Below are 23,451 nucleotides of genomic sequence, written 5' to 3'. Positions count from 1 at the left end.
GGCCGGCTCAGGGCAGCCGGTCCGGCAGCCCGAACAGCGGGAACAGGGCCGGGTCGAGGAAGTAGTTGAGCCGGGCGACCCGGCGGCCGGAGCAGCCGACCAGCTGGATCGAGAACGGCCGGTGACCGCCCGCCGGGTCCCGCCGGTATTGCGCGAACCCCGGGCCGCCGTTGACCGCCACCGGGACCAGCCGGGAGCCCGCGCAGCCGGCCCCCGGGCCGGTCATCCAACGCCCGATGTCACCCGCGCCGCGCAGCCAGAGCCGGTAGGGCGGCATGGTCTGCACGGCGTCCGCCCGCAGCAGCGCGACCAGCGCGTCGATGTCGTACCGCTCGAAGGCGCGCACGTAGCGGTCGAGCAGCTCGCGGTGCGCGGCGTCGAGGGCGGCGGCCGGCGGGTCGGCGTCGACGCCCCGGGCGGCCAGCGTCGCGCGGGCCCGCTGCAACGCGCTGTTGACCGCCGCCACGCTGGTGTCGAGCAGGCCGGCGACCTCGTCGGCCCGCCAGCGCAGCACGTCGCGCAGGATCAGCACCGCCCGCTGCCGGGGCGGCAGGTGCTGCAACGTGGCGACGAAGGCCAGCCGCACCGACTCCCGGGCCACCGCCACCTCCGCCGGATCCTCGCCAACGGGCAGCACCCGGGCGTCGGGGGCCGGCCCGACCCACTCCCCGGCGGGCCGGGGCTCGCCCAGCGCCGACAGCACCGGCGCCGACGGCCCGGCAAGGTCGGTCGGGACCGCCCGGCGGGACCGGCCGCGCAGCAGGTCGAGGCACACGTTGGTGGCGATCCGGTAGACCCAGGTGCGGACGCTGGACCGGCCGTCGAAGGCGGCCAGCCCCCGCCAGGCGCGCAGCAGCGTCTCCTGGACGGCGTCCTCCGCGTCGAAGGCCGAGCCGAGCATCCGGTAGCAGTAGCCGGTGAGCTCCACCCGGTGCCTCTCCAGGTGCTGCTCCGACGGCGGGTGCTGCTCCGACGGCGGGTGCTGCTCCGACGGCGGGTGCTCCTGCGGCCCGGCCGGCGCAGGGGCTGGGGCCGGCGTCGCGCGGGCACGACTCGTCGACACGCTCATCCCGCCACCGTAGGCGGCACCACCGACATTCCCGGCAACCCCGACGCGCCGGCAGGCAGACCGCGTGGTCAGCCGGCGGCGGCGTCGCCCTCCGCCGCGCCCTCGGCGGGCACCGCCACGTGCAGCCGGAGCTGGTTGACCAGCATGTCGTCCACGTCGAGGGCGCGGGCCGCGCCGTCGGGCTCCCAGCCCGCGCCGGTGAGGAACTTCCGGGTCGCCGCGTCGGCGTCGAACGCCCACGCCACCGCCCGGTCGAAGCCGTCGGAGCGCCACAGGTCCACGCTCGCGGCCAGCAGCCGGCTGCCGTGCCCGCGCCGCCCCCAGCGCGGCTCGACCAGCAGGTCCGTTACCGCCACCACGCCGGACCCGAGCGCCTCGGCCGGCTCGTTCGGGGCGAGGGACTCGGCGTCGGCCGGCCCGGACGCGGCAAATCCCACCAGATACGATTGTTCGGCCTGTTCGACGGCGACGAGCACCCGGTGCGCGCCCGAGGGCGGCTCCTGCACCGCCGCGCTCCACCGCCTGGCGAGATACTCCTCGTCCAGGTTGTCGAGCACGTGCCGGGGCAGGATCCGGCGATACGCGACCCGCCAGGTCGCGAGCTGGATGCGTGCGATCTCGCCGGCGTCTTCCGGACGCGCCGGGCGGACGTACCCGAGAGCCATGGGACGGAAGCCTACGCAGGGCGAGGGAGGCCACGGTGGCGCAGGGTGCCAAACGGACGATCGGGCAGGTCGCCGCGGTGGTCGGGCTCGCCGTCGCGGTGACCGCGTTCCTGTCCATGGCGGCCGTGCGGCACGGCTTCTTCGACCTGAAGGTCTACTACGGCGCGCTCCACTTCTGGGTGCACGACGGCGGGGAGATCTACGACTTCCTCAAGCCCGGCACCCAGTACGGCTTCACCTACCCGCCGTTCGCCGCTCTGGTCATGCTGCCGATGGCCCTCCTGCCGTGGCCCGCCGCGATCGCGGTGAGCGTGACCGCGTCCGTGGTTACCAGCGCCGTGCTGATCTGGTGGCTGCTCGCCCCGGTCGCCCGCCGCTGCGGCTGGACCGGCTGGTTCGCCCTCGCCGTGGCGCTCTGCCTGGCCGCCGCGTTCGAGCCGATGCGCGAGACGGTCAACTTCGGCCAGGTCAACATGCTGCTGCTGTTCCTCGTCGCGGTGGACCTGCTGCGGCTGCTGCCGGCGGGCAACCGCTGGGCGGGAGTGGGCATCGGGCTGGCCACCGCGATCAAGCTGACCCCGGGGATCTTCCTCGTCTACCTGCTGGTCACCGGCCGCTGGCGGGCCGCCCTGACCGCCGCCGGCACGGCCGCCGGGGCGACCCTCGTCGCCGCCGCGCTCTTCCCCGACGCGTCCCGCGAGTTCTGGACCTCCGCGCTGTGGAACACCGGCCGCGTCGGCGAGCTGGCGTTCGTGTCGAACCAGTCGCTGCAGGGCGTGGTCGCCCGGCTCAACCCCGAACACCCCAGCACCGTGGCCTGGCTGGCGCTGGTCCTCGCCACCCTCGCCGTCTGGGCGTGGCGCTCGCGGGCCGCCGTCCGGGCCGGCGACGAGGCCACCGGCCTGGCCCTGACCGGCGCGCTGATGTGCCTGGTCAGCCCCGTGACCTGGGTGCACCACCTGGTCTGGCTGCTGCCGGGGCTGATCCTGCTGGTCGACAACGGCACCGCGGCGCCCGCGCGCAGCCGCCGGCGCCGCGTCCTGCTGGCCGCCGCGATCATCGGGTACGCCCTGCTGTGCAGCCGCATCGTCTGGGCCTGGGAGAAGGACTTCACCGGCATCGACGGCTTCCTCGGCAGCAACACCTACGTCTGGATCAGCCTCGCCCTGCTGCTGTTCCTGCCCGTGCGCCGCCCGGCGGATCAGCCGTCGAGCAGCCCCGCGTACCTCAGCTCGACCAGCCCGAGCGGGGGCGCCCCGCCGGCCAGCGGCACCGGGTAGGTGGTCCGCTCGCCGTCCGGCGACAGCCCGGACCGCTCGTAGAAGCGCCGGGCGCGCCGGTTGTCCCGCAACACCCACAGCCGGTACGCCGTCCAGCCCCGCCCGGCCAGCCGCTGCTTCGCCGCCGCCAGCAGCCGCCCGGCCGTCCCGTCGCCCCAGTGCGCCTTCTCGACGTACATGGCGACGACCTCGCCGAGCGTGTGGTCGAGGTCGGCCCGGTCCTGCCGGTTGCGGTACGGGCCGAACGTGGTGAACCCGATGACCGCGCCGTCGCGCTCGGCGAGCAGCGTGGTGAACGGGTGCTCCGGGTCGGCCGTGCCCAGGTCCCGGCGGCGCTGCGCCCAGGCCGCCACGTTGAGCCGGGCCAGCACCTCCGCCGGCATGATCTCGGCGTAGCCGTCCTGCCAACCGTGCACGTGCACCCGGGCTACCGCCTCGGCGTCGTCCGGCTCCTCGGTGCGGATGATCAGCATGCGTCCGTTGTATGCCCCGGTGGCCGTGACGTCCAGCCAGCCGCACCGGTGTCGTACCCCTGGATTAGGGTGCCCGACGATGACCGCACCGGAATCGCTCTCGCTCGCCCAGGCCCGCAGGGTGGCCCTGGCCGCCCAGGGCTTCGCCGACCCGCCGCCGGTCGGCGTGCCCACCCGCCGGCACCTGCGCCGGGTGCTCGACCGGGTCGGCCTGATCCAGATGGACTCGGTCAACGTGCTGCAACGCGCGCACTACCTGCCGCTCTACAGCCGGCTCGGGCCCTACCCGACGACCCTTCTCGACGCCGCCGCCTACCGCCGCCCCCGCGAGCTGTTCGAATACTGGGGGCACGAGGCGTCGCTGGTCCCCGTCGGGCTGCACGCGGCGCTGCGCTGGCGGATGGCCAAGGCCCGCGACGAGGCGTGGGGCGGCATGCGCCGCATCGCGCAGGAGCAGCCCGAGCTGGTGGCGTGGGTGCGCGACGAGGTCGCCGCCCGGGGCCCGCTCACCGCCGCCGAGATCGAGCACGACGCGCCCCGGGAGACCGGCAACTGGGGCTGGAACTGGTCGACCGTGAAGCGGGCGCTGGAGTTCCTCTTCTGGGCCGGCGAGGTCACCGCCGCCGACCGCACCCCCTCGTTCGCCCGCCGCTACGACCTGCCCGAGCGGGTGCTGCCGGCCGCCGCGCTGGACGCGCCCACCCCGACCGACGCCGAGGCGCACCGCGCCCTCGTCGCGATCGCCGCCCGATCGCTCGGCGTGGCCGCCGAGCCGGAGCTGCGCGACTACTTCCGGCTGCCCGTCGCCGGGGCCCGGCAGGCCCTCGCCGAGCTGGTCGAGGCGGGCGAGCTGACCCCGGTCACGGTCGAGGGCTGGCGGCACCCGGCCTACCTGCACGCCACCGCCCGGCTGCCCCGCTGGGTGCGGGGCAACACCCTGGTCAGCCCGTTCGACCCGCTGGTGTGGGAGCGGGGCCGCACCGAGCGGCTGTTCGGCTTCGCCTACCGCATCGAGATCTACGTCCCGGCCCCGCAGCGGGTCCACGGCTACTACGTGCTGCCGTTCCTGCAGGGGGAGCGGTTCACCGCCCGGGTCGACCTCAAGGCCGACCGCAAGGCCGGCGTGCTGCTGGTGCCGGCCGCCTGGGCCGAGCCGGGCGTCGATGCGGGGGAGACGGCGGTGGCCCTGGCCGCCGAGCTGCACCGCCTGGCCGGCTGGCTGGGCCTCAGCGCGGTAGCCCCGCCCGCCGCCGGTGACCTCGCCGTTCCGCTGGCCGCCGCGCTGAGGAGCGTGGCCGGTGTACCGTGAGCGACGTGACGAGCGTCGACGGCCCGGCGGCCCCGCACCCGCACCCGCACCCGCACCCTGACGCGCAGGCGCCCGCGCCCGCGTCGGGGGAGTGGCCGCCGGGGGCGTACCCGGTGGCGGAGCCCGACCGGCTGACCCGCCTCGTGATGCGGGTGCACGCCCGGTCGCCGCGCTGGGCGGCCCCCCTGGCCGCGCTCGGCTGCGTCGGCCTCGGCATGGCGTACGCGCTGCTCAGCGACCCGACCCGGGCCGCGCCCGACGCCGCCCCCAGCTGCCTGCTGAAGCTCACCACCGGGCTGGACTGTCCGGGCTGCGGCGGCACCCGCGCGCTGTGGTACGTGCTGCACGGCGACCTGCCGGCCGCCGCCCGGCACCACTTCCTCTTCGTCTTCGCGCTGCCCTTCCTGACCTACCTGTTCGTCGCCTGGGCGGGCCGGCAGGCGTTCGGCTGGCGGCTGCCGCAGCCCCAGGTCAGCTCGAAGGTGATCGGCGGCTTCCTGGCCCTGTGGCTGGTCTTCTCGGTGGCCCGCAACCTGCCCTGGGCCCCCTTCACCTCCCTCTACGTCTGACCTGGGCCCTGCCTGGCCGGGCCGCGTCTGACCTGGCCTGTGTCTGGCCCGGCCTGTGTCTGGCCCGGGCGGGCAGCTTGGCGCACGCCTGCGCGATCGGATGCGGAGCCTGCGGGCCATAGCGAGCTGAGTCGTTTACGACATCACCGCCGCCCACGGGCTGCCGCGGCCCTGGCCGTGACCCGGCCCTGGCCGCGACCCGCTGCGGCCCGGACCCGACCCGGCCTCGTCCCCGACCCGACCCCACCCTGATGTCGTAAATGACTCAGCTCCCTAGGCGGGAAACCGGGACGGTCCCTTCCGGCGGGCGACGCGCCGGGCCGGCGGGTGACCGCCGTTGCACCGGGCGCGCCCGACTTGGGCGGCCGGCCGGCGGGCCACTACAGTCCCTGGCATGCCGGAGATGGTGCAGCCCCAGGTCAAGCTCGTCGCGTGGACCCAGTTCCAGGCCCCGGACGACGTGCCGTGGTCGACCGACGCCGAGGGCGGCCAGGCGCTCGCCGAGTTCGCCGGCCGGGCCTGCTACCAGAGCTGGTCCAAGCCGAACCCGGCCACCGCCACCAACGCCGGCTACCTGGCGCACATCCTCGAGGTGGGGCACCTGTCGGTGCTGGAGCACGGCTCGGTGAGCTTCTACTTCACCGGGGTGTCCCGCTCGTTCACCCACGAGCTGATCCGGCACCGGCACTTCTCCTACTCCCAGCTCTCCCAGCGGTACGTCCCCGAGCGCGACGCCGCGATGGTCGAGCCGGCGGTGATCGCCGACGACCCGGAGCTGCACAAGCGGTTCGTCGAGGCCGCCGAGGCGAGCGTGCGGGCGTACACGGAGCTGCTGGAGGGCCTGGAGCAGCGCTTCTCCGACGAGCCCAACCCGACGCTGCGCCGCAAGCAGGCCCGGCAGGCGGCCCGCGCGGTGCTGCCCAACGCCACCGAGACGCGGATCGTGGTCACCGGCAACTACCGGGCCTGGCGACACTTCGTCGCGATGCGGGCCACCGAGCACGCCGACGTGGAGATCCGCGAGCTGGCCGTGGAGTGCCTGCGTCAGCTCCAGCGGGTCGCCCCGAACGTGTTCGCCGACTTCGTCATCTCCACGCTGCCCGACGGCACGGAGGTGGCGGCCAGCCCGCTCGCCGAGCTGTCCTGAACCCTTCCCCACCGGCCCGCCGGTGGTCGTCCGCTAGGTTGTGAGCATGACGCACGACCACCCTGTTGCCGCCGACCGGGCGGTGTCCCGCCCGTTCGGCCGAGTGCTCACGGCCATGGTGACCCCGTTCACCTCCGACGGTTCCCTGGACCTCGACGGCGCCGTACGCCTCGCGAACCACCTCGTCGACGAGCAGGGCAACGACGCGCTCGTGCTCAACGGCACCACCGGCGAGTCGCCCACCACCACGGACGCGGAGAAGGAACGCCTGATCCGGGCCGTGGTGGAGGCGATCGGCGACCGGGCGAGGGTGGTCGCCGGGGTCGGCACCAACGACACCCGGCACACCATCGAGCTGGCCGCGTCGGCCGAGAAGGCCGGCGCGCACGGCCTGCTGGTGGTGACCCCGTACTACAACAAGCCGCCGCAGAGCGGGCTGGTCCGGCACTTCACCGCCGTCGCGGACGCCACCGGGCTGCCGATCATGCTCTACGACATCCCGCACCGCTCCGGGGTGCCGATCGAGACCGAGACCCTGGTCCGGCTCGCCGAGCACGACCGCATCGTCGCGGTCAAGGACGCCAAGGGTGACCTCACCGCGACCTCGTGGGTGACCAGCCGCACCGACCTGGCCTTCTACAGCGGGGAGGACTCCCTCGTCCTGCCCGCGCTGGCGGTCGGCTGCGTCGGGGTCGTCGGCACCTCGACCCACTTCACCGGTGCGCTCACCCAGCGGATGATCGAGGCGTACGACGCGGGCGACCCCGGCACCGCGCTCGCCCTGCACCGGCGGCTGCTGCCCCTGTTCACCGGCGTCTTCCGCACCCAGGGCACGATCCTGGTCAAGGCGGGCCTGGCGGCCCTGGGCCTGCCGGCCGGCCCGGTGCGGCCCCCGCTGGTGGACGCCACCCCCGACGAGATCGCCCAGCTGCGCGCGGACTGCGCGGCGGCGGGTCTGGAGCTCCCCTGAGATGACCGAACGACACGACGGACGCCGGGCGACGGCGTCGCAGAATGAGGTGGACGCGTGACCGAGGCGCACAACGAGGGCGAACTGCCCCCGCCGCTGCCGGAGGGCGGCCTGCGGATCATCCCGCTCGGCGGGCTCGGCGCCATCGGTCGGAACATGACCGTCTTCGAGTACGACGGCAAGCTGCTCATCGTCGACTGCGGGGTGCTCTTCCCCGACGTCGAGCAACCGGGCGTGGACCTGATCCTGCCCGACTTCGGGCCGATCCTGGACCGGCTCGCCGACGTGCAGGCGATCGTGCTCACCCACGGCCACGAGGACCACATCGGCGCGGTGCCGTACCTGCTCGCCCACAAGCCGGACATTCCGCTGGTCGGCTCGCAGTTCACCCTCGCCCTGGTCGAGGCGAAGCTGGCCGAGCGGCGCATCCAGCCGTACACGCTGACCGTGCGGGAGGGCGGCCGGGAGCGGCTCGGCCCGTTCGAGTGCGAGTTCTTCGCCGTCAACCACTCGATCCCCGACGCCCTCGCGGTGGCCATCCGCACCCCCGCCGGCCTGGTGCTGCACACCGGCGACTTCAAGATGGACCAGCTCCCCCTGGACGGCCGGATCACCGACCTGGCCGGCTTCGCCCGGCTCGGCGCGGAGGGCGTCGACCTGCTGCTGTCGGACTCCACGAACGCGGAGATCCCCGGCTTCGTCACCCCGGAACGGGAGATCGGGCCGGTCCTCGACTCGATCTTCGCGAAGGCGAAGGGGCGGATCATCGTCGCGTCCTTCGCCTCGCACGTGCACCGGGTGCAGCAGGTCTTCGACTCGGCCGTCGAGCACGGCCGCAAGGTGGCGCTGATCGGCCGCTCGATGGTCCGCAACATGGGCATCGCCCGGGACCTCGGCCTGCTCAACATCCCCGCCGGCCTGGTGATCAGCATCGAGGAGGCGACGGCGCTCCCGCCGGAGCAGATCGTGCTGATGTCCACCGGGTCGCAGGGCGAGCCGATGAGCGCGCTCGGCCGGATGGCCAGCGGCGACCACCGGCACATCACCATCGCCCCCGGTGACACGGTGGTGCTGGCGTCCTCGCTGGTGCCCGGCAACGAGACCTCGGTCTACCGGGTGATCAACCGGCTGGCCCGGGCCGGCGCGGTGGTCGTGCACAAGGACGTGGCGAAGGTCCACGTCTCCGGCCACGCCCCCGCCGGTGAGCTGCTCTACCTGCTCAACGTGACCCGCCCGAGCAACCTGATGCCGGTGCACGGCGAGTGGCGGCACCTGCGGGCCCACGCCCGCCTCGGCATCGAGTCCGGGGTCGCCCCGGACCGGGTGGTGCTCTGCGAGGACGGCGACGTCGTCGACCTGGTCGAGGGCCGCGCCAGCCTCGTCGGCCACGTCAAGAGCCGGTACGTCTACGTCGACGGCCTCGCCGTGGGCGACGTCAGCGAGTCCCTGCTCACCGAGCGGCGGATCCTCGGCGACGGCGGGTTCATCGCCACCACCGTCGTGGTCGACTCGGTCACCGGCAAGGTCGTGGGCGGCCCCACCGTCTCGGCGAAGGGCTTCTCGGAGGACCCGGAGGCGTTCAACCCGGTCGTGCCGCTGGTGACCGAGGCGCTGAACCGGGCCGCCGCCGACGGCATCACCGACCCGCACCAGCTCCAGCAGATCGTCCGGCGCACCGTCGGCCGGTGGGTCAACGACAAGTACCGCCGCCGGCCCATGATCGTGCCGACGGTCGTCGAGGTCTGACGCCCGCACCGCCGCGTTCCGCGCGTACCGACGCCGGCCCACCCCCGAGCGGTGGGCCGGCGTCGGCGCTTCTCCCGCCGGCCTGGGGTACGGACACCGCCGCCGCAGGGTTCAACGCCGACGGGAAAAATTGTTCCGGGTCGATCGTTCAACCATCCGGTGGTTTGTCCCGTACTCCGTGCCGGCAGGCGTACCCGCGTCGGCCGGGAGGAGCGTGGCGGATGGACCGCAGACGGATGACAGCCATCGGCGTACTGGTGGTGGCGGCGGGAGCGGCGGCGGTCGTGGCCCTGCCGTCGTTCGCCGGGGAGGGTGCCGCGCCGCCGGCCGGGGACTCCGGGCGGGCCACCGCACCGGCCGGGGTGGACCAGAAGGTCGTGGACGCGATGAGCCGCGACCTGCGGCTCACCCGCGAGCAGGCGGCGCAGCGGCTGAAGACCGAGCGCTGGGCCGCCGGCACCGTCGACAAGCTCCGGACCGAGCTGGGCGAGGACTACGGCGGCGCCTGGCTCAGCGCCGACGGCCGTACCCTGACCGTCGCGGTCGCCGACCCCGGCCGGGCCGACGCCGTACGCGCGGCCGGCGCGGTGCCGAAGCAGGTCGCCCGGGGCGTGGGGGAGCTGGACACCATGAAGACCCGGCTCGACCGGTCCGGCGGCGCGGTCGGCCGGGCCGTCACCGGCTGGTACGTCGACGCGCCCACCAACTCCGTCGTGGTGGTGGCCCGGGCGGGCCAGGAGGCGGCCGGTCGCCGGTTCGCGGCGGCCAGCGGGCTCCCGGCGTCGGCGGTGCGGGTGGTCAGCTCGACGCGGGCCCCCCGGCTGCTCGCCGACCTGCAGGGCGGCGACGCCTACCTCATCAACGGCAACTCCCGCTGCTCGGTCGGCTTCGCCGTGGTCGGCGGCTTCGTCACCGCCGGGCACTGCGGCCAGGCCGGCGACCGCACCACCGGGGTCGACGGCTCGCCGCAGGGCGTCTTCGCCGCGTCGTCCTTCCCCCGCGACGACTGGGGCGTCGTGCGGGTCACCGGCGACTTCCAGCCGCAGCCCGTGGTGAACGACTTCAACGGCGGCGCGGTGCCCGTCAACGGCTCGCAGGAGGCCCCCGTCGGCGCGTCGATCTGCCGCTCCGGCTCCACCACCGGGGCGTTCTGCGGGGTGATCCAGGCGAAGAACGCGACGGTCAACTACCCGGAGGGCACGGTCACCGGGCTGACCCAGACCAACGTCTGCGCCGAGCCGGGCGACTCCGGCGGGTCGTGGATCTCCGGTGACCAGGCGCAGGGGGTCACCTCGGGCGGGGCGGGCGACTGCACCGTCGGCGGGGTCACCTTCTTCCAGCCCGTCAACGAGATCCTCCAGGTCAACGGGCTGACCCTGGTCACCGCCGACGGTGGCAACAACCTCCAGAGCGGTCGCCGCGTGCGGCGCTGATTCCGCCCCGTGTGCCCTGACCGGCCCAGCACCACCGCGCGGGCCGGTCAGGGCGAGCCGGGCCGGTCAGGGCAGCGCCGCGACCGCCTCCGCGTACGCGACGCCGGTGGCCACAGCCGCGGTGACCAGCACGTCGAGCTGGGTGGGGGCCACCCCGTGGGCCAGGTCCGTGGTCACGTCGCCGGCCAGCACCAGCTCCCCGCTGCCGTCGTCGTGCGCGTACGCCTTCGGGAGCAGCCGGTCGTGGTTCCAGGCGTTGCAGAAGGCGTACGCCTCCGCGCGCCGCCCCGCCGCCAGCCGTCGGACGGCCAGCACCCGGGCGTGCAGGATCTCGCCCCGCTCGCCGGCCTGCCGGAACTCGATCAGCGCCGGACCCCACCGCCCGACCACCGCCGGGCCGCGCATCGTCCAGGCGTCGCCGCGCCGGTCCAGGGCCTGGGTGACCAGGGCGACGGTCAGCGCCCCCACCTCGTCCCCGGCCAGTTCCCGCCCGGCCTCCCGCCCAGCTGGCCCGCTGCCGCCCTTGCCGCTGCCGTCGCGGTCTTCGTCGAACTCGTCGTTCCCGCCGTCGTCGTCGCTTCCGCCGTCGTCGGCCGCCTCGTCGGCGGGCAGCGGCACCACCGGACCGGCGACCGGCCGCTCGGCCAGCAGGGCCGCGATCCGGCCGGACTGGTGCCCGGTGCCGTTGCGGGCGTCGAAGCTGCCGGCGAGCCCCGTCGCCAGTTCGGCGAGCAGCCCGCCGAGCCGGGCCACGTCGATGTCGTCGCCGGCCCGACCGGCCCCCCGCCCGGTGGGGGCGGCGGGTCCGGGCATCCGCCGGTCGCCCCGCCCCGCCTCGGCGGCGAGGGCGCACAGCAGCGCCCCGGCGGCGGCGAACTCCATCGCGGCCAGGTCGTCGGACGGGCGGTCCAGCCGGGGCAGCTGCTCGGCGAGGATGTCCAGCCCCCGGTCCAGGTGCCCGCCCAGCGCGCAGAACCGCAGGTGCGCGGCGAGCTGCCCGAACGCCGTCCGCTCCCGCCGGTGCCGCCGGTACGCCGTGACGTGCGCCCGGCCCGCCCGCTCCGGCTCGCCGGCGCGCAGCAGCGGCAGCAGCGCCCCGGCCAGCGCCCGCTCCGGCTGGTCGGTGCAGTACGCCCCGCCGCCCCCGGCTGTCCCGGCCCCGTCAGCTCCGGCTGTCTCGGCCCCGCCAGTCTCGGCCGGGGTCGCCGCCGTCGGGCCGTCGACGATCGGGCGCAGCTCGGCCAGCGCCGCCGCCCAGTCACCCCAGCCGGCCAGCAGGTCGGCGCGGCGCGACGGGGCGCAGGCCGGACAGCCGGCGGCCGGGTCGGCGGGGGCGGTGCGCCAGCGGTCGTACCAGCGGCGGGCCTCCGGCTCGTCGCCGAGGTGGTCGGCGAGGCGGCAGCGCAGCTCGGCCACCAGATCGCTCACCGCCGGGTCGCCGGCCCCACCCGGGGCGGGCCGGGCCAGGCCCTTCAGCCCCGGCGTGGGCCGGGCCAGGCCGTCCAGCGCCGCGCGGGTCTGGCCCAGGCCGACCCGGGGCGTGCCGAACGCGGCCTCGACCGCGAAGCGCTGGTAGCGGCGCAGCTCGGCGGCCCGCTCGGCGACCGGCCCGGTCGTGGGGACCTCGGCGGTGGCGTCCGCGGAGGCGGCGTCGAGCAGCTCCCGGCAGCGGCGGACCGGCTCGAACAGCCGCCACCGCTCGCCCCGCCGCAGATACAGGTCCATCAGCGCGAACCGCGCGTCCAGCCCGGTGGCCAGGTCGCCGGCCGCGTCGGCGGCCGACGCGATCCGGTCCAGCTCGACGGCGCGTTCCTCCCCGTCGGGCAGGTCCCCGGCGGCGGCCAGCCGGTCGGCCCACCGGCGCGGCTGCCCGGTCACGGCCGCGCCCCGCCCGCGAGCTGCCCGACGGCGGCGGCGAGCTGACAGCCGGTCGAGATGCCACAGTCGAGCAACTGGTCGAGCTGGTGCGGGGTCACCCCGCGCTCCAAGTCGGCGATCACCTCGCCGCAGACCAGGGCCCGCCCGTCGTCGTCGACGTGCACGAACGCCTTGGGCCAGTACCGGTCGTGGTTCCACGAGTTGCAGAAGGCGTGCAGGGTCGGCACGTACTCGATCGGGAAGGTCGGCGCGGCTATCGTGCGCACCTGGAGGATCTCGCCGCCCGCCCCCATCCGCAGGAACCAGACGAGCGCGTCATCCCACCGGCCGAGCAGCCGGCCCGCCGGATCCGCCGCCACCGCGTACCCCCGACGGCGCAGCACGGCCGCGATCAGCTCGTCGGTCAGCGGCCGCAACGCCCCGGGGTGCCCGGCCAGGGGGCCGTCCGGGCCGTCCTCGATCTCGGGCGACGCCATCGGGCATCCCTTCTGAGGCGAATAACACAACAGGCGGCGTCGCCCGTGCTGCGACGCGCGGACACGACCCGGAAAAGCGGCGATCCGCCGGGTCCCGCCGTTACGGTGACTCTATGGCGGGCCGTACCTCTCAGGCGAGCCGGCGACGCGGCGCGTCGCCGCGCGGCACCACGAACAGTCGTGCCCGTCAGCCGGCGAAGAAGACCACCAAGGCGGCGCCCCGGCGGCGCACCGCCCCCCGCCCGGGGCCGGCCGTCCACGTGGGCCGGGCGATCGGTGCGGTGTGGATGGGGCTCGCGCACGGCGTCGGCTGGGCGGTGCGGGCCGCCGGCCGGCAGGCCGCCTCGGCCCGCGACCTCGACCCGGAGCACCGCCGCGACGGCGCGGGCCTGCTGCTGCTCGGGCTCTCCCTGCTCAGCGCGGTGGCCCTCTGGTTCTCCGGTGCCGGCCCGGTGGGTGCCCGGCTCGCCGACACCGTGCGGCTCTTCCTCGGCGCGATCTCGATCGTCGTCCCGGTGCTGTTGTCGATCGGGGCGTGGCGGCTGATGCGCACGCCGTCCGACCCGGAGCACCGGGGGCGGGGCCTGGTCGGCTGGGGGTCCATGCTGGTCGCCACCGCCGCGATGCTGCACATCGGACAGAACCCGGTGGACCCGGTCCAGCGTGACTACGCGGGCGGCCTGATCGGTGCGGGCGTCGGCAACGTGCTGGAGACCGCGGTGACCGCCTGGGTGGCCGTGCCGCTGCTGCTCCTGCTGCTGGTCTTCGGCCTGCTGGTGGTCACCGCGACGCCGATCAACAAGATCCCGGAGCGGCTCGGGCTGCTCGCCGGCGCGGTGGTCGGCCCGCCGCCGGCCGCCGAGGAGGCCGAGGCGGAGCCCGTCGAGAAGAAGCCGGCCCGCCGCCGCCCGGCCAAGCGCGCCGCGCCGCCGCTGCCGGACCCGGACGACTTCGACGAGGAGGCGTACGAGGGCGCCGACCTCCAGGAGACCGTGGTGCTGCCCCGCAAGCCCCCGGCGAAGGTGCCCGCCACCCGCAAGCCGGTCGAGCCGCCGGAGCACTCGCCGCCGCCCACCCGGGCGGAGCAGCTCGCGCTCACCGGCCTGGCCGGCGACTACACGCTGCCCCCGGCCAACCTGCTCAGCGGCGGGGCCGCCCCGAAGACCCGCAGCAAGGCCAACGACGAGGTCATCGCCGCCCTCACCGGCGTGTTCGACCAGTTCGGCGTCGACGCCGAGGTCACCGGCTTCACCCGGGGCCCGACGGTCACCCGGTACGAGGTGGAGCTGGGCCCGGGCGTGAAGGTCGAGCGGATCACCCAGCTCTCCCGCAACATCGCGTACGCGGTCAAGTCCCCGGACGTCCGCATCCTCAGCCCGATCCCGGGCAAGAGCGCGGTCGGCGTGGAGATCCCGAACACCGACCCGGAGAACGTGGCGCTCGGCGACGTGCTGCGCTCCCGCGCCGCCACCAGCGACCACCACCCGATGGTGGTGGCGCTCGGCAAGGACATCGAGGGCGGCTTCGTGGTGGCCAACCTCGCGAAGATGCCGCACATCCTGATCGCCGGGGCCACCGGCGCCGGCAAGTCGAGCTGCCTCAACTCCCTGCTGGTGTCCATCCTCACCCGGGCCACCCCGGACGAGGTGCGGCTGCTGCTGATCGACCCGAAGCGCGTCGAGATGACCGGCTACGAGGGCATCCCGCACCTGGTCACGCCGATCGTGACCAATGCGAAGAAGGCGGCCGACTCGCTGGACTGGGTCGTCCGCGAGATGGACATGCGCTACGACGACCTCGCCGCGAACGGCGTCCGGCACATCGACGACTTCAACCGCAAGGTGCGCACGGGGGAGATCAAGGCCCCGCCGGGCAGCGAGCGGGAGATGCGGCCGTACCCGTACCTGCTGGTGATCGTGGACGAGCTGGCGGACCTGATGATGGTCGCGCCGCGCGACGTGGAGGACTCGGTCGTGCGGATCACGCAGCTCGCCCGGGCCGCCGGCATCCACCTGGTGCTGGCCACCCAGCGGCCCAGCGTGGACGTGGTCACCGGCCTGATCAAGGCCAACGTGCCGTCCCGGCTGGCGTTCGCCACCTCGTCGCTGGCCGACTCGCGGGTCATCCTCGACCAGCCGGGCGCGGAGAAGCTGCTGGGGCGCGGCGACGGGCTCTTCCTGCCGATGGGCGCGTCGAAGCCGATCCGCATCCAGGGCGCCTGGGTCACCGAGCGCGAGATCGCCGACGTGGTGAAGTTCTGCAAGGACCAGCGGGAGCCGGAGTTCCGCCCGGACGTGCTGGCCCCGGCACAGGACAACAAGAAGAAGATCGACGAGGAGATCGGCGACGACCTGGACCTGCTGGTGCAGGCGGTCGAGCTGGTGGTCACCTCGCAGTTCGGCTCGACGTCGATGCTCCAGCGCAAGCTGCGGGTCGGCTTCGCCAAGGCCGGCCGGTTGATGGACCTGATGGAGACCCGGGGCGTGGTCGGCCCGTCGGAGGGTTCCAAGGCCCGCGACGTGCTGGTCAAGCCGGACGAGCTGGAGGAGGTCCTCGCTGGCCTCGGCGGCGCGGACGACTGACCCGCCCGCCGGACCCCTCCCCGGCCCTCCCCGGCCCTCCCCGGCCCTCCCGGCCCCTCCCCGGTTTCTTCGCGGCCTTTCTTCCGGCCCGGCACTTCGGCGCTGCCCCTGCTCTCGTCCTCCACCGGCGTGGCCGGGCAACGCCCTGAGCCCCGCTTCCCCGGTGGCCGGCCCCGACGCGGGCCAACCGAGCTTGCTCACCGTGGGTGATGGATCTGGCGATCTGACTCAGGGTCATGTTCAGTCCGGCGTGCCGGACTCGCCGCGCGCCCTTTGCTCTGCACCCAGGGACGCATCACCCCCTTGACCAGCAGGTCTGTGAAACCGGCGGGCGGCGGGAAGGAGCGGCCGATCGCGCTGCGTGAACTGTTGCGTATCCGGGTGCAGAGCAAAGGGAGCGAAGGAGGTGGTGGCGTCGAGCGGGGCGGTTGCTGCGTGTCACGATCCGGGGCGGGTGGAGCACGGCCACCCGCCGCCGCCGGCCGCCCGCGATGCGGCGAGGGCGGGGTGGACGGGCGCGGGCGGGTCGACGGCGAGGGGCCCGCCGGGAATCCGGCGGGCCCCTTCGGTCGCGGTCGGGTGCGCTGTGGCGCTGTGGGGTGGGCTGGCTGCTCAGGCGTTCAGGATCACCGCGCTGAGGATCATGCCGAGCACAGCGCCGGCCACGCTGGCGGCGGCGGCGTACCAGCCGAGCGGCTTGTCGCCGAGGACCGCGCCGACCACGCCGAGGATCACGCCGAGCAGGCCGAAGATCAGCGGCGACACGAAGACCGCGAGGGCGGCGAAGACGAACGCGACGATCGTGCAGATCCGGGCGGCGTTGGTGCGCGGGCGGGTGGTGGCGTGGGTGTCGGCCATGACGTCCTCCGTGGTGAGCCTCGTTCTACCGTCGATCGATCACTACCCACCGGCGCCGGAAACTACGCATCCCGGTCAGTGGAAGACCGGTCAGTGGAAGACCTTGAGGCCGACCACCCCGGCGACGACCAGCAGCAGGCAGACGATGCGGGGCAGGCTCGCCGACTCGTGCAGCGCCAGCATGCCGACTAGCGCGGTGCCGACCGCGCCGATGCCCACCCAGACCGCGTAGCCGGTGCCGACGGGGATCTCGCGCAGCGCGTACGCCAGGCCGGCCATGCTGAGCACCAGCGTGACCGCGAACACGACCGACGGCACGAGCCGGGTGAAGCCGGCGCTGCGGTCGAGGGCGACCGCCCACGCGGTCTCGAGGAGTCCGGAGATCACCAGCACGATCCAGGCCATGGCGCGACACCTCTGCTTCGGCGCCCGGACCTGCGGGGCGCCCACCACTCGTCCGGGGCGACCCTGGGGCCGCCGCGACCGACGTTAGCACCGGCCGGGCGGCGCCGAGGGTGAGCCGGACCACCACCGATTGACATGAACCTCACTTCAAGTTGCAGTATTCGGTCATGCCGCTGCTCTTCGCCGACCCCGACGTCGCCGCCGCGCTGGACGCCCCCACCACGGTGGCCGCGATGCGCGACGCCCTGCTCGCCACGCACGCCGGCCGCCTGGTGGCCCCGCCCCGGGCCGCCGCGGCGCTGGGCGGGGGACGGATGGTGCTCACCGCGGGGCACCTCACCGGCGAGTGGTACGGCTTCCGCTCGTACGACACGTTCGGGCACCCGGAGGGCGAGCAGGTGGTCGTGCTGCACGACGGGCGCACCGGGGCGGTGCGGGCGGTCGCGGTCGGGGACGAGCTGGGCTCCCGGCGTACCGGGGGGCTCGGCGGGGTCGCCGTGGACGCCCTGGCCCGGCCGGACGCCGTCACGCTGGGCGTGGTCGGCTCGGGCACGCAGGCGTGGACCCAGGTCTGGGCCGCCGCCGCGGTGCGCCCGCTGCGCGAGGTCACCGTGCACAGCCGCTCGGCCGCCCGGCGGGAGGCGTTCGCCGCCCGCGTCCGCGCCGAGCTGGACGTGCCGGCGCGGGCGGTCGACTCGGCGCGGGCCGCCGTGCGGGAACGCGACGTCGTGGTGCTCGCCACCACCGCCGTCACCCCCGTGCTCGACGCCGCCGACCTGGCCCCCGGCACCCACGTCAACACGGTCGGCTTCAAGCAGGTCGACCGGCACGAGTTCGGCACCGACCTGCTGGACGCCGCCGATGTGCTGGTCACCGACTCGCCGGCGCAGGCGGCGGCGTACGACCCGCCGATGCTGGCGACGCTGCCCGCGTACGCCGGGCGGTTGGGTGACCTGGGCGCGGTGCTGGCCGGCGACGCCGCCGGCCGGACCGGCGCGGACCAGGTGTCGGTCTTCTGCTCGACCGGCCTGGCCGGCACGGAGGTCTTCCTGCTCGACCGGCTGGTCCGGGTCGGCGCGGCGATGGCCTGAGCCGGCCCCGGACGGCGGGCGACGTGCGGGGGCGATCCGGGTGGCCGCCGTTGCGGGCCGCCGTCCGCCCGCCCGGTACCCTCGGATGGTGTCTGCCACCGCCCCCTCCCCGCAATCCGCCGGCCGCCGCGTCGCCCTGCTGACCCTGGGCTGCGCCCGCAACGAGGTCGACTCGGAGGAGTTGGCCGCCCGGCTGCACGCCGACGGTTGGCAGGTCACCACCGACGGCGAGGGGGCCGACGTGGTGGTCGTCAACACCTGCGGCTTCGTCGAGAAGGCCAAGCAGGACTCGATCCAGACGCTGCTCGCCGCCGCCGACACCGGCGCGAAGGTGGTCGCGGCCGGCTGCATGGCCGAGCGGTACGGCCGGGAGCTGGCCGACAGCCTGCCCGAGGCGCAGGCGGTGCTGAGCTTCGACGACTACCCCGACATCGCCGCCCGGCTCGACGCGGTCGTCGCCGGCGAGGCGCTCGACGCGCACACCCCGCGCGACCGGCGGGAGCTGCTGCCGCTGACCCCGGTCGCCCGGCGCGACAGCGTCGTCTCGCTGCCCGGCCACGGCACGCCCCGGGCCGCCGTGACCACCGACGAGCACACCCCGGCCCACCTGCGGCAGGTGCTGCGGCGTCGGCTCGACACCGGCCCGGTCGCGTCGCTCAAGCTGGCCAGTGGTTGCGACCGCCGCTGCGCGTTCTGCGCCATCCCCGCCTTCCGCGGCGCGTTCGTCTCGCGTACGCCCGACGAGCTGCTCGCCGAGGCGGAGTGGCTGGCCAAGACGGGCGTGCGGGAGCTGGTGCTGGTCAGCGAGAACTCGACGTCGTACGGCAAGGACCTCGGCGACCCCCGGGCGCTGGAGAAGCTGCTGCCGCAGCTCGCCGCGATCGACGGGATCGTCCGGGTCCGGGCGAGCTACCTCCAGCCCGCCGAGACCCGCCCCGGCCTGGTCGAGGCGATCGCCACGACACCCGGCGTCGCGCCGTACTTCGACCTGTCGTTCCAGCACTCCAGCGAGCCGGTGCTGCGCCGGATGCGCCGCTTCGGCTCCACCGACCGGTTCCTGGAGCTGCTGGCCGCCGCCCGCGCCCTGGCCCCGGAGGCCGGCGCGCGGAGCAACTTCATCGTCGGCTTCCCCGGCGAGACCCGGGGCGACGTCGACGAGCTGGTCCGGTTCCTCAGCGCGGCCCGGCTCGACGCGATCGGCATGTTCGACTACAGCGACGAGGACGGCACGGAGGCCGCCGGCCTGCCCGGCAAGGTCTCCGCCGCGACGATCAAGCGCCGGTACGACCGGCTCAGCGCCCTCGCCGACGAGCTGTGCTCGCAGCGGGCCGAGGAGCGGCTCGGCTCCACGGTCGAGGTGCTGGTCGACTCGGTCGACGACGGTGTGGTCGAGGGCCGGGCGGCGCACCAGGCCCCCGAGGTGGACGGCTCCACCACCCTGGTCGCCCCGGCCGACGGCGGGGTGGACCTGGCGGCGCTGCGCCCCGGCGACCTCGTGCGCGCCACGGTGACCGCCACCGAAGGGGTGGACCTCGTCGCCGTCCCGGATGAGATGATCTCGGCTGCGCCCGGCGCGGCACGGTGACGGCGGGCCCTGAGAAGGCGGGGGAGCCACGTGGTGCGGTGTCAGGTTCGCCGCGGCAGCCCGAGCGGGGTGCGTCGGTGACGCCGGCGGCGGAGCCGGCGCAGCCGCCGGTGGTCGCCCGGGTCCCGGTGCTCAACGCGGCCAACGGGCTGACCCTGCTGCGGCTGGTGCTGGTGCCGGTCTTCGCGGCCTCGGTGGTCGCCTCCGGCGCGACCCACGCCGGGTGGCGGATCGCGGCCTGCCTGATCTTCGCCGTCGCCTCGGTCACCGACCTGGTGGACGGCTGGATCGCCCGCCGCTTCGGCCTGGTCACCTCGGTCGGCAAGGTGGCCGACCCGATCGCCGACAAGGCGCTCACCGGCGCGGCCCTGCTGCTGCTGTCCTGGTACGACCTGCTGCCCTGGTGGGTGACCGGCGTCATCCTGGTGCGGGAGCTGGGCATCACGGCGCTGCGGTTCTGGGTGATCCGGCACGGCGTCATCGCGGCCAGCCGGGGTGGCAAGATCAAGACGGCGCTGCAGATCCTGGCCATCACCTGGTACCTGTGGCCGATGCCGGCCGGGCTCGCCGCCGTCGGCCCCTGGCTGATGGCAGCCGCCGTCGGCGTCACGGTGGTCACCGGCTTCGACTACGTGGCCCAGGCGCTGCGCCTGCGCCGGCCCGCCCGCGAGGATGCGTAGACCGGCGCGGGGACGCGTAGACCGGCCGGCGCGGGGAAAGGGACGTTTCCATGGGAACTGACGCGAACGGGCACCGGCCGGTGGGCAGCCCGGCGGCCGGCGTGGTGCACCGCCTCGCCGAGCGACACGAGACGCTCGCCACCGTCGAGTCGCTCACCGGTGGGCTGCTCTCCGCCTCGGTGGTGGAGATCGCCGGGGTCAGCGGCGTCTACCGGGGCGGCCTGGTCGTCTACGCCACCGAGCTGAAGTCGGTGCTGGCGGGCGTACCGGAGGACCTGCTGGCCGAGCGCGGCCCGGTCGACCCGGACGTGGCCCGCGCCCTGGCCGAGGGCGGCCGGCGGCGCTGCGGCGCGGACTGGGGGCTCGCCACCACCGGCGTGGCCGGGCCGCAGCCGCAGGACGGCAAGCCCGTCGGGCTGGTCTACGTCGCGGTGGCCGGGCCGGCCGGCGCCGAGGTCCGCCGGCTCGACCTCGACGGGGGCCGCGACCACATCCGGACCGCCGCGGTGATCGAGGCGTTGCGGCTGCTCGCCGAGCGGATCGACGCGGCGGGGCCGGTCCCCGGGGCGGGCGCGCCGGAGGCCGGCGACGGCGACGCCGCGCCCGCCGGGGCGGCCCGCCGCTGAGCCTGTCGGGCAGAAGGACGGGCGGGGTGGGATGTCACCGGGGCCCGCAGCGGGTACGGTTGCGGGAAGGCTCCGACGCGTGGCGTCGACGCCGGGGCGGCACGCCGCGCCGGCACGGCGTCGGTGAAGAGGGTGAGACCCGTCAGGGGAGGTGCGATGGTCCTGCTACGCCGGGTGATCGGTGACGCACTGCGGGCGCGCCGGCAGGGGCAGCACCGCACCCTGCGCGAGGTCTCCTCCGCGGCCAACGTCAGCCTGGGCTACCTGTCCGAGATCGAGCGCGGCCAGAAGGAGCCCTCCAGCGAGCTGCTGGCCGCCATCTGCGACGCCCTCGGCGCCCGCCTCTCCGAGCTGCTGCGCGAGGTCAGCGACACGGTGGCGCTCGCCGAGCAGCTTCCCGGCGTGCTGGTGCCGGTGCAGGACGAGCCGGCCGAGCCGGTCGAGTCCCCCGTGGCCCGCGCCTCGGTGCGCAAGTCGACCGGCCGGGGCGTCCGGCAGGTCACCTCCGGCGGCCCGGTGGCCGTGGCGGTGCACCAGGACTCGCCGCTGAAGGCGACCCTGCGCACCCGCGTGCGCCCCGCCGAGCGCGACCGCGACGTCGTCTGCGCCGCCTGATCCCACCGCCTGCCCACAGGTCGCCCGAGGACGTGGTCGGGCTTTCCCGCGCCGCGTACTGTTGATCAGACGGTGGCGTGCCGCCGGTGACGTACGGATGCCGGGCTGGCGCCCGGCTGGGACGATGGGGGTCACCGCCGCACGACCACCGGCCGGACCGCCCGGCCCGGCCGGGGCGGCGCGACTCTACTGAGGGGATACCGCGGAGATGGCGAACCCGTTCGTCAAGGGCTGGAAATACCTGATGGCGCTCTTCGGTGCCCGGATCGACGAACACGCCGACCCCAAGGTGCAGATCCAGCAGGCGATCGAGGAGGCGCAGCGCCAGCACCAGGCGCTGGTGCAGCAGGCGGCGGCGGTGATCGGCAACCAGCGGCAGCTGGAGATGAAGCTGTCCCGCCAGATGACCGAGGTCGAGCGGCTCCAGGGCAACGCCCGGCAGGCCCTGGTCCTCGCCGACCAGGCCCGCGCCCGGGGCGACGAGGCGGAGGCCGGCAAGTACGAGCAGACCGCCCAGGTCCTCGCCACCCAGCTCGTCTCCGCCGAGCAGGCCACCGAGGACCTGAAGACCCTGCACGACCAGGCGCTCGGCGCCGCCGCGCAGGCCCGCCGGGCGGTGGAGAACAACTCGATGATCCTCCAGCAGAAGCTGGCCGAGCGCACCAAGCTGCTCAGCCAGCTCGAACAGGCCAAGATGCAGGAGAGCGTGGCCCAGTCGCTGGAGTCGATGTCGTCGCTCACCGCCTCCGGCAGCACCCCGTCCCTGGACGCGGTGCGGGACCGCATCGAGCAGCGCTACGCCACCGCGATGGGCCGCGCCGAGCTGGCCGGCAACTCCGTCGAGGGCCGGATGCTGGAGATCCAGAAGGCGTCCCTGGACTCGGCCGGCTCGTCCCGGCTGGAGCAGATCCGCGCGAGCATGGCCGGCGAGCAGCTCGCCGGCCGGCAGGACCGCCCGGCCGTGGGGCAGCAGGGGCAGGCCGCGCCCGCCGCCCCGGCCGTCGACCCGGCCGCCGCGGCCCGGCTCGACCAGCTCCGGGCCAGCATGGGCCAGGACCGCGGCACCGGGGACACCAGCACCGCCGGCTGAGCGGCACCGACGGCCGCCGGCCGGGCGGCCCCGGCACCGCCGACCCGGCGGCCGGAACGAGGAGGCACGGGTGGCAGACGAGCGAGCACGATACTTCCGCCAGCTGCGCAGGCTGCGGCGGTCCGCCCGCCGGTGGAGCGTGCTGGGCGGCGGGCTGACCGGGGCGGCGGCGGTGCTCACCCCGTACGCCGGGCTGGGTCTGCCCGACGCGGCGTGGGCCGGCGCGGCCGGCAGCGCGGTGGCCCTGGCCGCCTGGCGGTGGATCGACCTGCGGGCCCTCGCGGCGCGCCCCGCGCCCCCGGCCCTCGACCCGGCCGAGGCCGCGGCCCGGTCCCGGGCCCGGCTCGTTGCCGCCGTGGAGCGGCTCCCCGCCGGGCAGGGGGTGGTGGCGGAGGTGCGCCGCGCCCGGTCCCGGCTGGCCCTGCGCGGCACCAGCGTGGCCGAGCCGTGGGCCCGGCTGGACCGGGCCGCGCTCACTCTCGGCGGGATGACCGGCCGGCTGACCGGCCTGGCCGAGCCGGCGGTGTCCGAGGCCGCCGCCGCCGACCGGTCGCTGCGCGAGCTGGCGGGGCGGGTCGCCAGCGTCGAGCGGGCCCTGCGGCTCGCCCCCGCCGACGCCCGCGCCCCCCTTGCCGAGGCCCACCGTGAGCTGTCCGCGCAGCTGGAGAGCGGGGTGGCGGCGTACGAGCGGCTGGTGGTGGCCGCCGCCGGCTACCTCGCCGAGGACGCCCGCTCCGACGCCGGTCACCTCGGCGGCCGGGCCGCCAGCGAGCAGGCCGCCGCGTCCCGGCTCGCCGAGGCGACGGACCTGCTGCACGGGGTGGCGTCGGCGCTGGCCGAGCTGCGCACCGTCGGCGAGCCCCTGCGCACCGTCGGCGACCCGCTGCGCACCCCCACCCACTGA

The 23,451-nt window shown here is 75.4% G+C and carries 22 protein-coding genes; 15 read left to right on the top strand and 7 right to left on the bottom strand.

The window, feature by feature from the left end; all coding sequences use genetic code 11:
• Positions 1–7 precede the first annotated feature (7 nt).
• Together GA0070558_RS08415 and GA0070558_RS08410 are read right to left on the bottom strand one after the other, a co-directional pair.
• Positions 8–1,069 carry a sigma-70 family RNA polymerase sigma factor gene (locus tag GA0070558_RS08415; RefSeq protein ID WP_256091820.1) on the bottom strand — a complete coding sequence of 354 codons (1,062 nt, stop codon included), beginning with the start codon at positions 1,067–1,069 and terminating at the stop codon, positions 8–10.
• A gap of 68 nt (positions 1,070–1,137) precedes the next feature.
• On the bottom strand, positions 1,138–1,734 hold the full coding sequence (locus GA0070558_RS08410) for a GNAT family N-acetyltransferase (RefSeq protein ID WP_077936712.1): 597 nt from the start codon (positions 1,732–1,734) through the stop codon (positions 1,138–1,140).
• Positions 1,735–1,769: 35 nt separating this feature from the next.
• Between GA0070558_RS08410 and GA0070558_RS08405 the strand changes: the two genes are divergently transcribed.
• On the top strand, positions 1,770–3,014 hold the full coding sequence (locus GA0070558_RS08405) for a glycosyltransferase family 87 protein (protein WP_091277421.1): 1,245 nt from the start codon (positions 1,770–1,772) through the stop codon (positions 3,012–3,014).
• Here the strand turns inward: GA0070558_RS08405 and GA0070558_RS08400 are convergent.
• Complete coding sequence (locus GA0070558_RS08400) at positions 2,936–3,487, bottom strand: GNAT family N-acetyltransferase (RefSeq protein WP_091277420.1); 552 nt, start codon at positions 3,485–3,487, stop codon at positions 2,936–2,938. The genes GA0070558_RS08405 and GA0070558_RS08400 overlap by 79 nt on opposite strands.
• A 79-nt stretch (positions 3,488–3,566) precedes the next feature.
• Between GA0070558_RS08400 and GA0070558_RS08395 the strand changes: the two genes are divergently transcribed.
• The 6 genes from GA0070558_RS08395 (at position 3,567) to GA0070558_RS08370 (ending at position 10,661) form a co-directional block, all read left to right on the top strand.
• Positions 3,567–4,796 (top strand): winged helix-turn-helix domain-containing protein, encoded by a 1,230-nt coding sequence (locus GA0070558_RS08395; protein WP_091277418.1) that lies wholly within the window; start codon positions 3,567–3,569, stop codon positions 4,794–4,796.
• Positions 4,793–5,365: a DUF2752 domain-containing protein gene (locus tag GA0070558_RS08390; RefSeq protein WP_091277416.1), complete on the top strand. Its 573-nt coding sequence runs from the start codon at positions 4,793–4,795 to the stop codon at positions 5,363–5,365. The genes GA0070558_RS08395 and GA0070558_RS08390 overlap by 4 nt, the downstream gene beginning before the upstream one ends.
• A 403-nt stretch (positions 5,366–5,768) precedes the next feature.
• Positions 5,769–6,512 (top strand): FAD-dependent thymidylate synthase, encoded by a 744-nt coding sequence (gene thyX / locus GA0070558_RS08385; protein ID WP_043964186.1) that lies wholly within the window; start codon positions 5,769–5,771, stop codon positions 6,510–6,512.
• Positions 6,513–6,558: 46 nt separating this feature from the next.
• Positions 6,559–7,482, top strand: coding sequence for a 4-hydroxy-tetrahydrodipicolinate synthase (gene dapA / locus GA0070558_RS08380; RefSeq protein ID WP_043962432.1), 924 nt, complete (start codon positions 6,559–6,561; stop codon positions 7,480–7,482).
• Between the two features lie 57 nt (positions 7,483–7,539).
• Positions 7,540–9,228 carry a ribonuclease J gene (locus GA0070558_RS08375; protein ID WP_077936717.1) on the top strand — a complete coding sequence of 563 codons (1,689 nt, stop codon included), beginning with the start codon at positions 7,540–7,542 and terminating at the stop codon, positions 9,226–9,228.
• A gap of 221 nt (positions 9,229–9,449) precedes the next feature.
• Entirely contained in the window at positions 9,450–10,661 is a 1,212-nt protein-coding gene (locus GA0070558_RS08370; RefSeq protein ID WP_091277414.1) for a S1 family peptidase, read from the top strand.
• 66 nt (positions 10,662–10,727) lie between these two features.
• On the opposite strand, the gene GA0070558_RS08365 is transcribed toward GA0070558_RS08370, so the two are convergent.
• Positions 10,728–12,539, bottom strand: coding sequence for a type III secretion system chaperone family protein (locus GA0070558_RS08365; protein ID WP_256091819.1), 1,812 nt, complete (start codon positions 12,537–12,539; stop codon positions 10,728–10,730).
• Positions 12,536–13,015: a type III secretion system chaperone family protein gene (locus tag GA0070558_RS08360; RefSeq protein WP_043962436.1), complete on the bottom strand. Its 480-nt coding sequence runs from the start codon at positions 13,013–13,015 to the stop codon at positions 12,536–12,538. The genes GA0070558_RS08365 and GA0070558_RS08360 overlap by 4 nt, the downstream gene beginning before the upstream one ends.
• Positions 13,016–13,128: 113 nt before the next feature.
• Here GA0070558_RS08360 and GA0070558_RS08355 point away from each other — a divergent pair, with 113 nt between their 5' ends.
• The gene (locus tag GA0070558_RS08355) at positions 13,129–15,597 is read left to right on the top strand and encodes an FtsK/SpoIIIE family DNA translocase (protein WP_091277412.1); all 2,469 of its coding nucleotides are present in this window, start codon (positions 13,129–13,131) and stop codon (positions 15,595–15,597) included.
• Positions 15,598–16,209: 612 nt separating this feature from the next.
• Here the strand turns inward: GA0070558_RS08355 and GA0070558_RS08350 are convergent.
• Complete coding sequence (locus GA0070558_RS08350) at positions 16,210–16,455, bottom strand: hypothetical protein (RefSeq protein WP_077936722.1); 246 nt, start codon at positions 16,453–16,455, stop codon at positions 16,210–16,212.
• Positions 16,456–16,545: 90 nt separating this feature from the next.
• Positions 16,546–16,860: a DMT family transporter gene (locus tag GA0070558_RS08345; RefSeq protein ID WP_091277410.1), complete on the bottom strand. Its 315-nt coding sequence runs from the start codon at positions 16,858–16,860 to the stop codon at positions 16,546–16,548.
• A gap of 167 nt (positions 16,861–17,027) precedes the next feature.
• On the opposite strand from GA0070558_RS08345, the gene GA0070558_RS08340 reads away from it, so the two are divergent.
• From GA0070558_RS08340 to pspM, 7 genes are all read left to right on the top strand, one after another.
• Positions 17,028–17,951, top strand: a complete 924-nt coding sequence (locus GA0070558_RS08340; protein WP_091277408.1) for an ornithine cyclodeaminase family protein — start codon at positions 17,028–17,030, stop codon at positions 17,949–17,951.
• Between the two features lie 85 nt (positions 17,952–18,036).
• A complete protein-coding gene (rimO, locus tag GA0070558_RS08335) occupies positions 18,037–19,536 on the top strand; it encodes a 30S ribosomal protein S12 methylthiotransferase RimO (RefSeq protein WP_091277406.1) in 1,500 nt (499 codons plus the stop codon).
• 77 nt (positions 19,537–19,613) lie between these two features.
• Positions 19,614–20,216 carry a CDP-diacylglycerol--glycerol-3-phosphate 3-phosphatidyltransferase gene (gene pgsA, locus GA0070558_RS08330; protein ID WP_043962442.1) on the top strand — a complete coding sequence of 201 codons (603 nt, stop codon included), beginning with the start codon at positions 19,614–19,616 and terminating at the stop codon, positions 20,214–20,216.
• 50 nt (positions 20,217–20,266) lie between these two features.
• On the top strand, positions 20,267–20,842 hold the full coding sequence (locus GA0070558_RS08325; protein WP_043962443.1) for a CinA family protein: 576 nt from the start codon (positions 20,267–20,269) through the stop codon (positions 20,840–20,842).
• A gap of 156 nt (positions 20,843–20,998) precedes the next feature.
• Complete coding sequence (locus GA0070558_RS08320) at positions 20,999–21,457, top strand: helix-turn-helix domain-containing protein (protein ID WP_043962444.1); 459 nt, start codon at positions 20,999–21,001, stop codon at positions 21,455–21,457.
• A 208-nt stretch (positions 21,458–21,665) separates the two neighbouring features.
• Complete coding sequence (locus GA0070558_RS08315) at positions 21,666–22,547, top strand: PspA/IM30 family protein (RefSeq protein WP_077936725.1); 882 nt, start codon at positions 21,666–21,668, stop codon at positions 22,545–22,547.
• Positions 22,548–22,617: 70 nt separating this feature from the next.
• Positions 22,618–23,451 carry a phage shock envelope stress response protein PspM gene (pspM, locus tag GA0070558_RS08310; protein ID WP_043962446.1) on the top strand — a complete coding sequence of 278 codons (834 nt, stop codon included), beginning with the start codon at positions 22,618–22,620 and terminating at the stop codon, positions 23,449–23,451.

Source organism: Micromonospora haikouensis (assembly GCF_900091595.1).
GTDB classification, from domain to species: domain Bacteria; phylum Actinomycetota; class Actinomycetes; order Mycobacteriales; family Micromonosporaceae; genus Micromonospora; species Micromonospora haikouensis.
The sequence above is the reverse complement of the archived record's forward strand: the minus strand, read 5'-3'. Positions and strand labels throughout refer to the sequence as shown.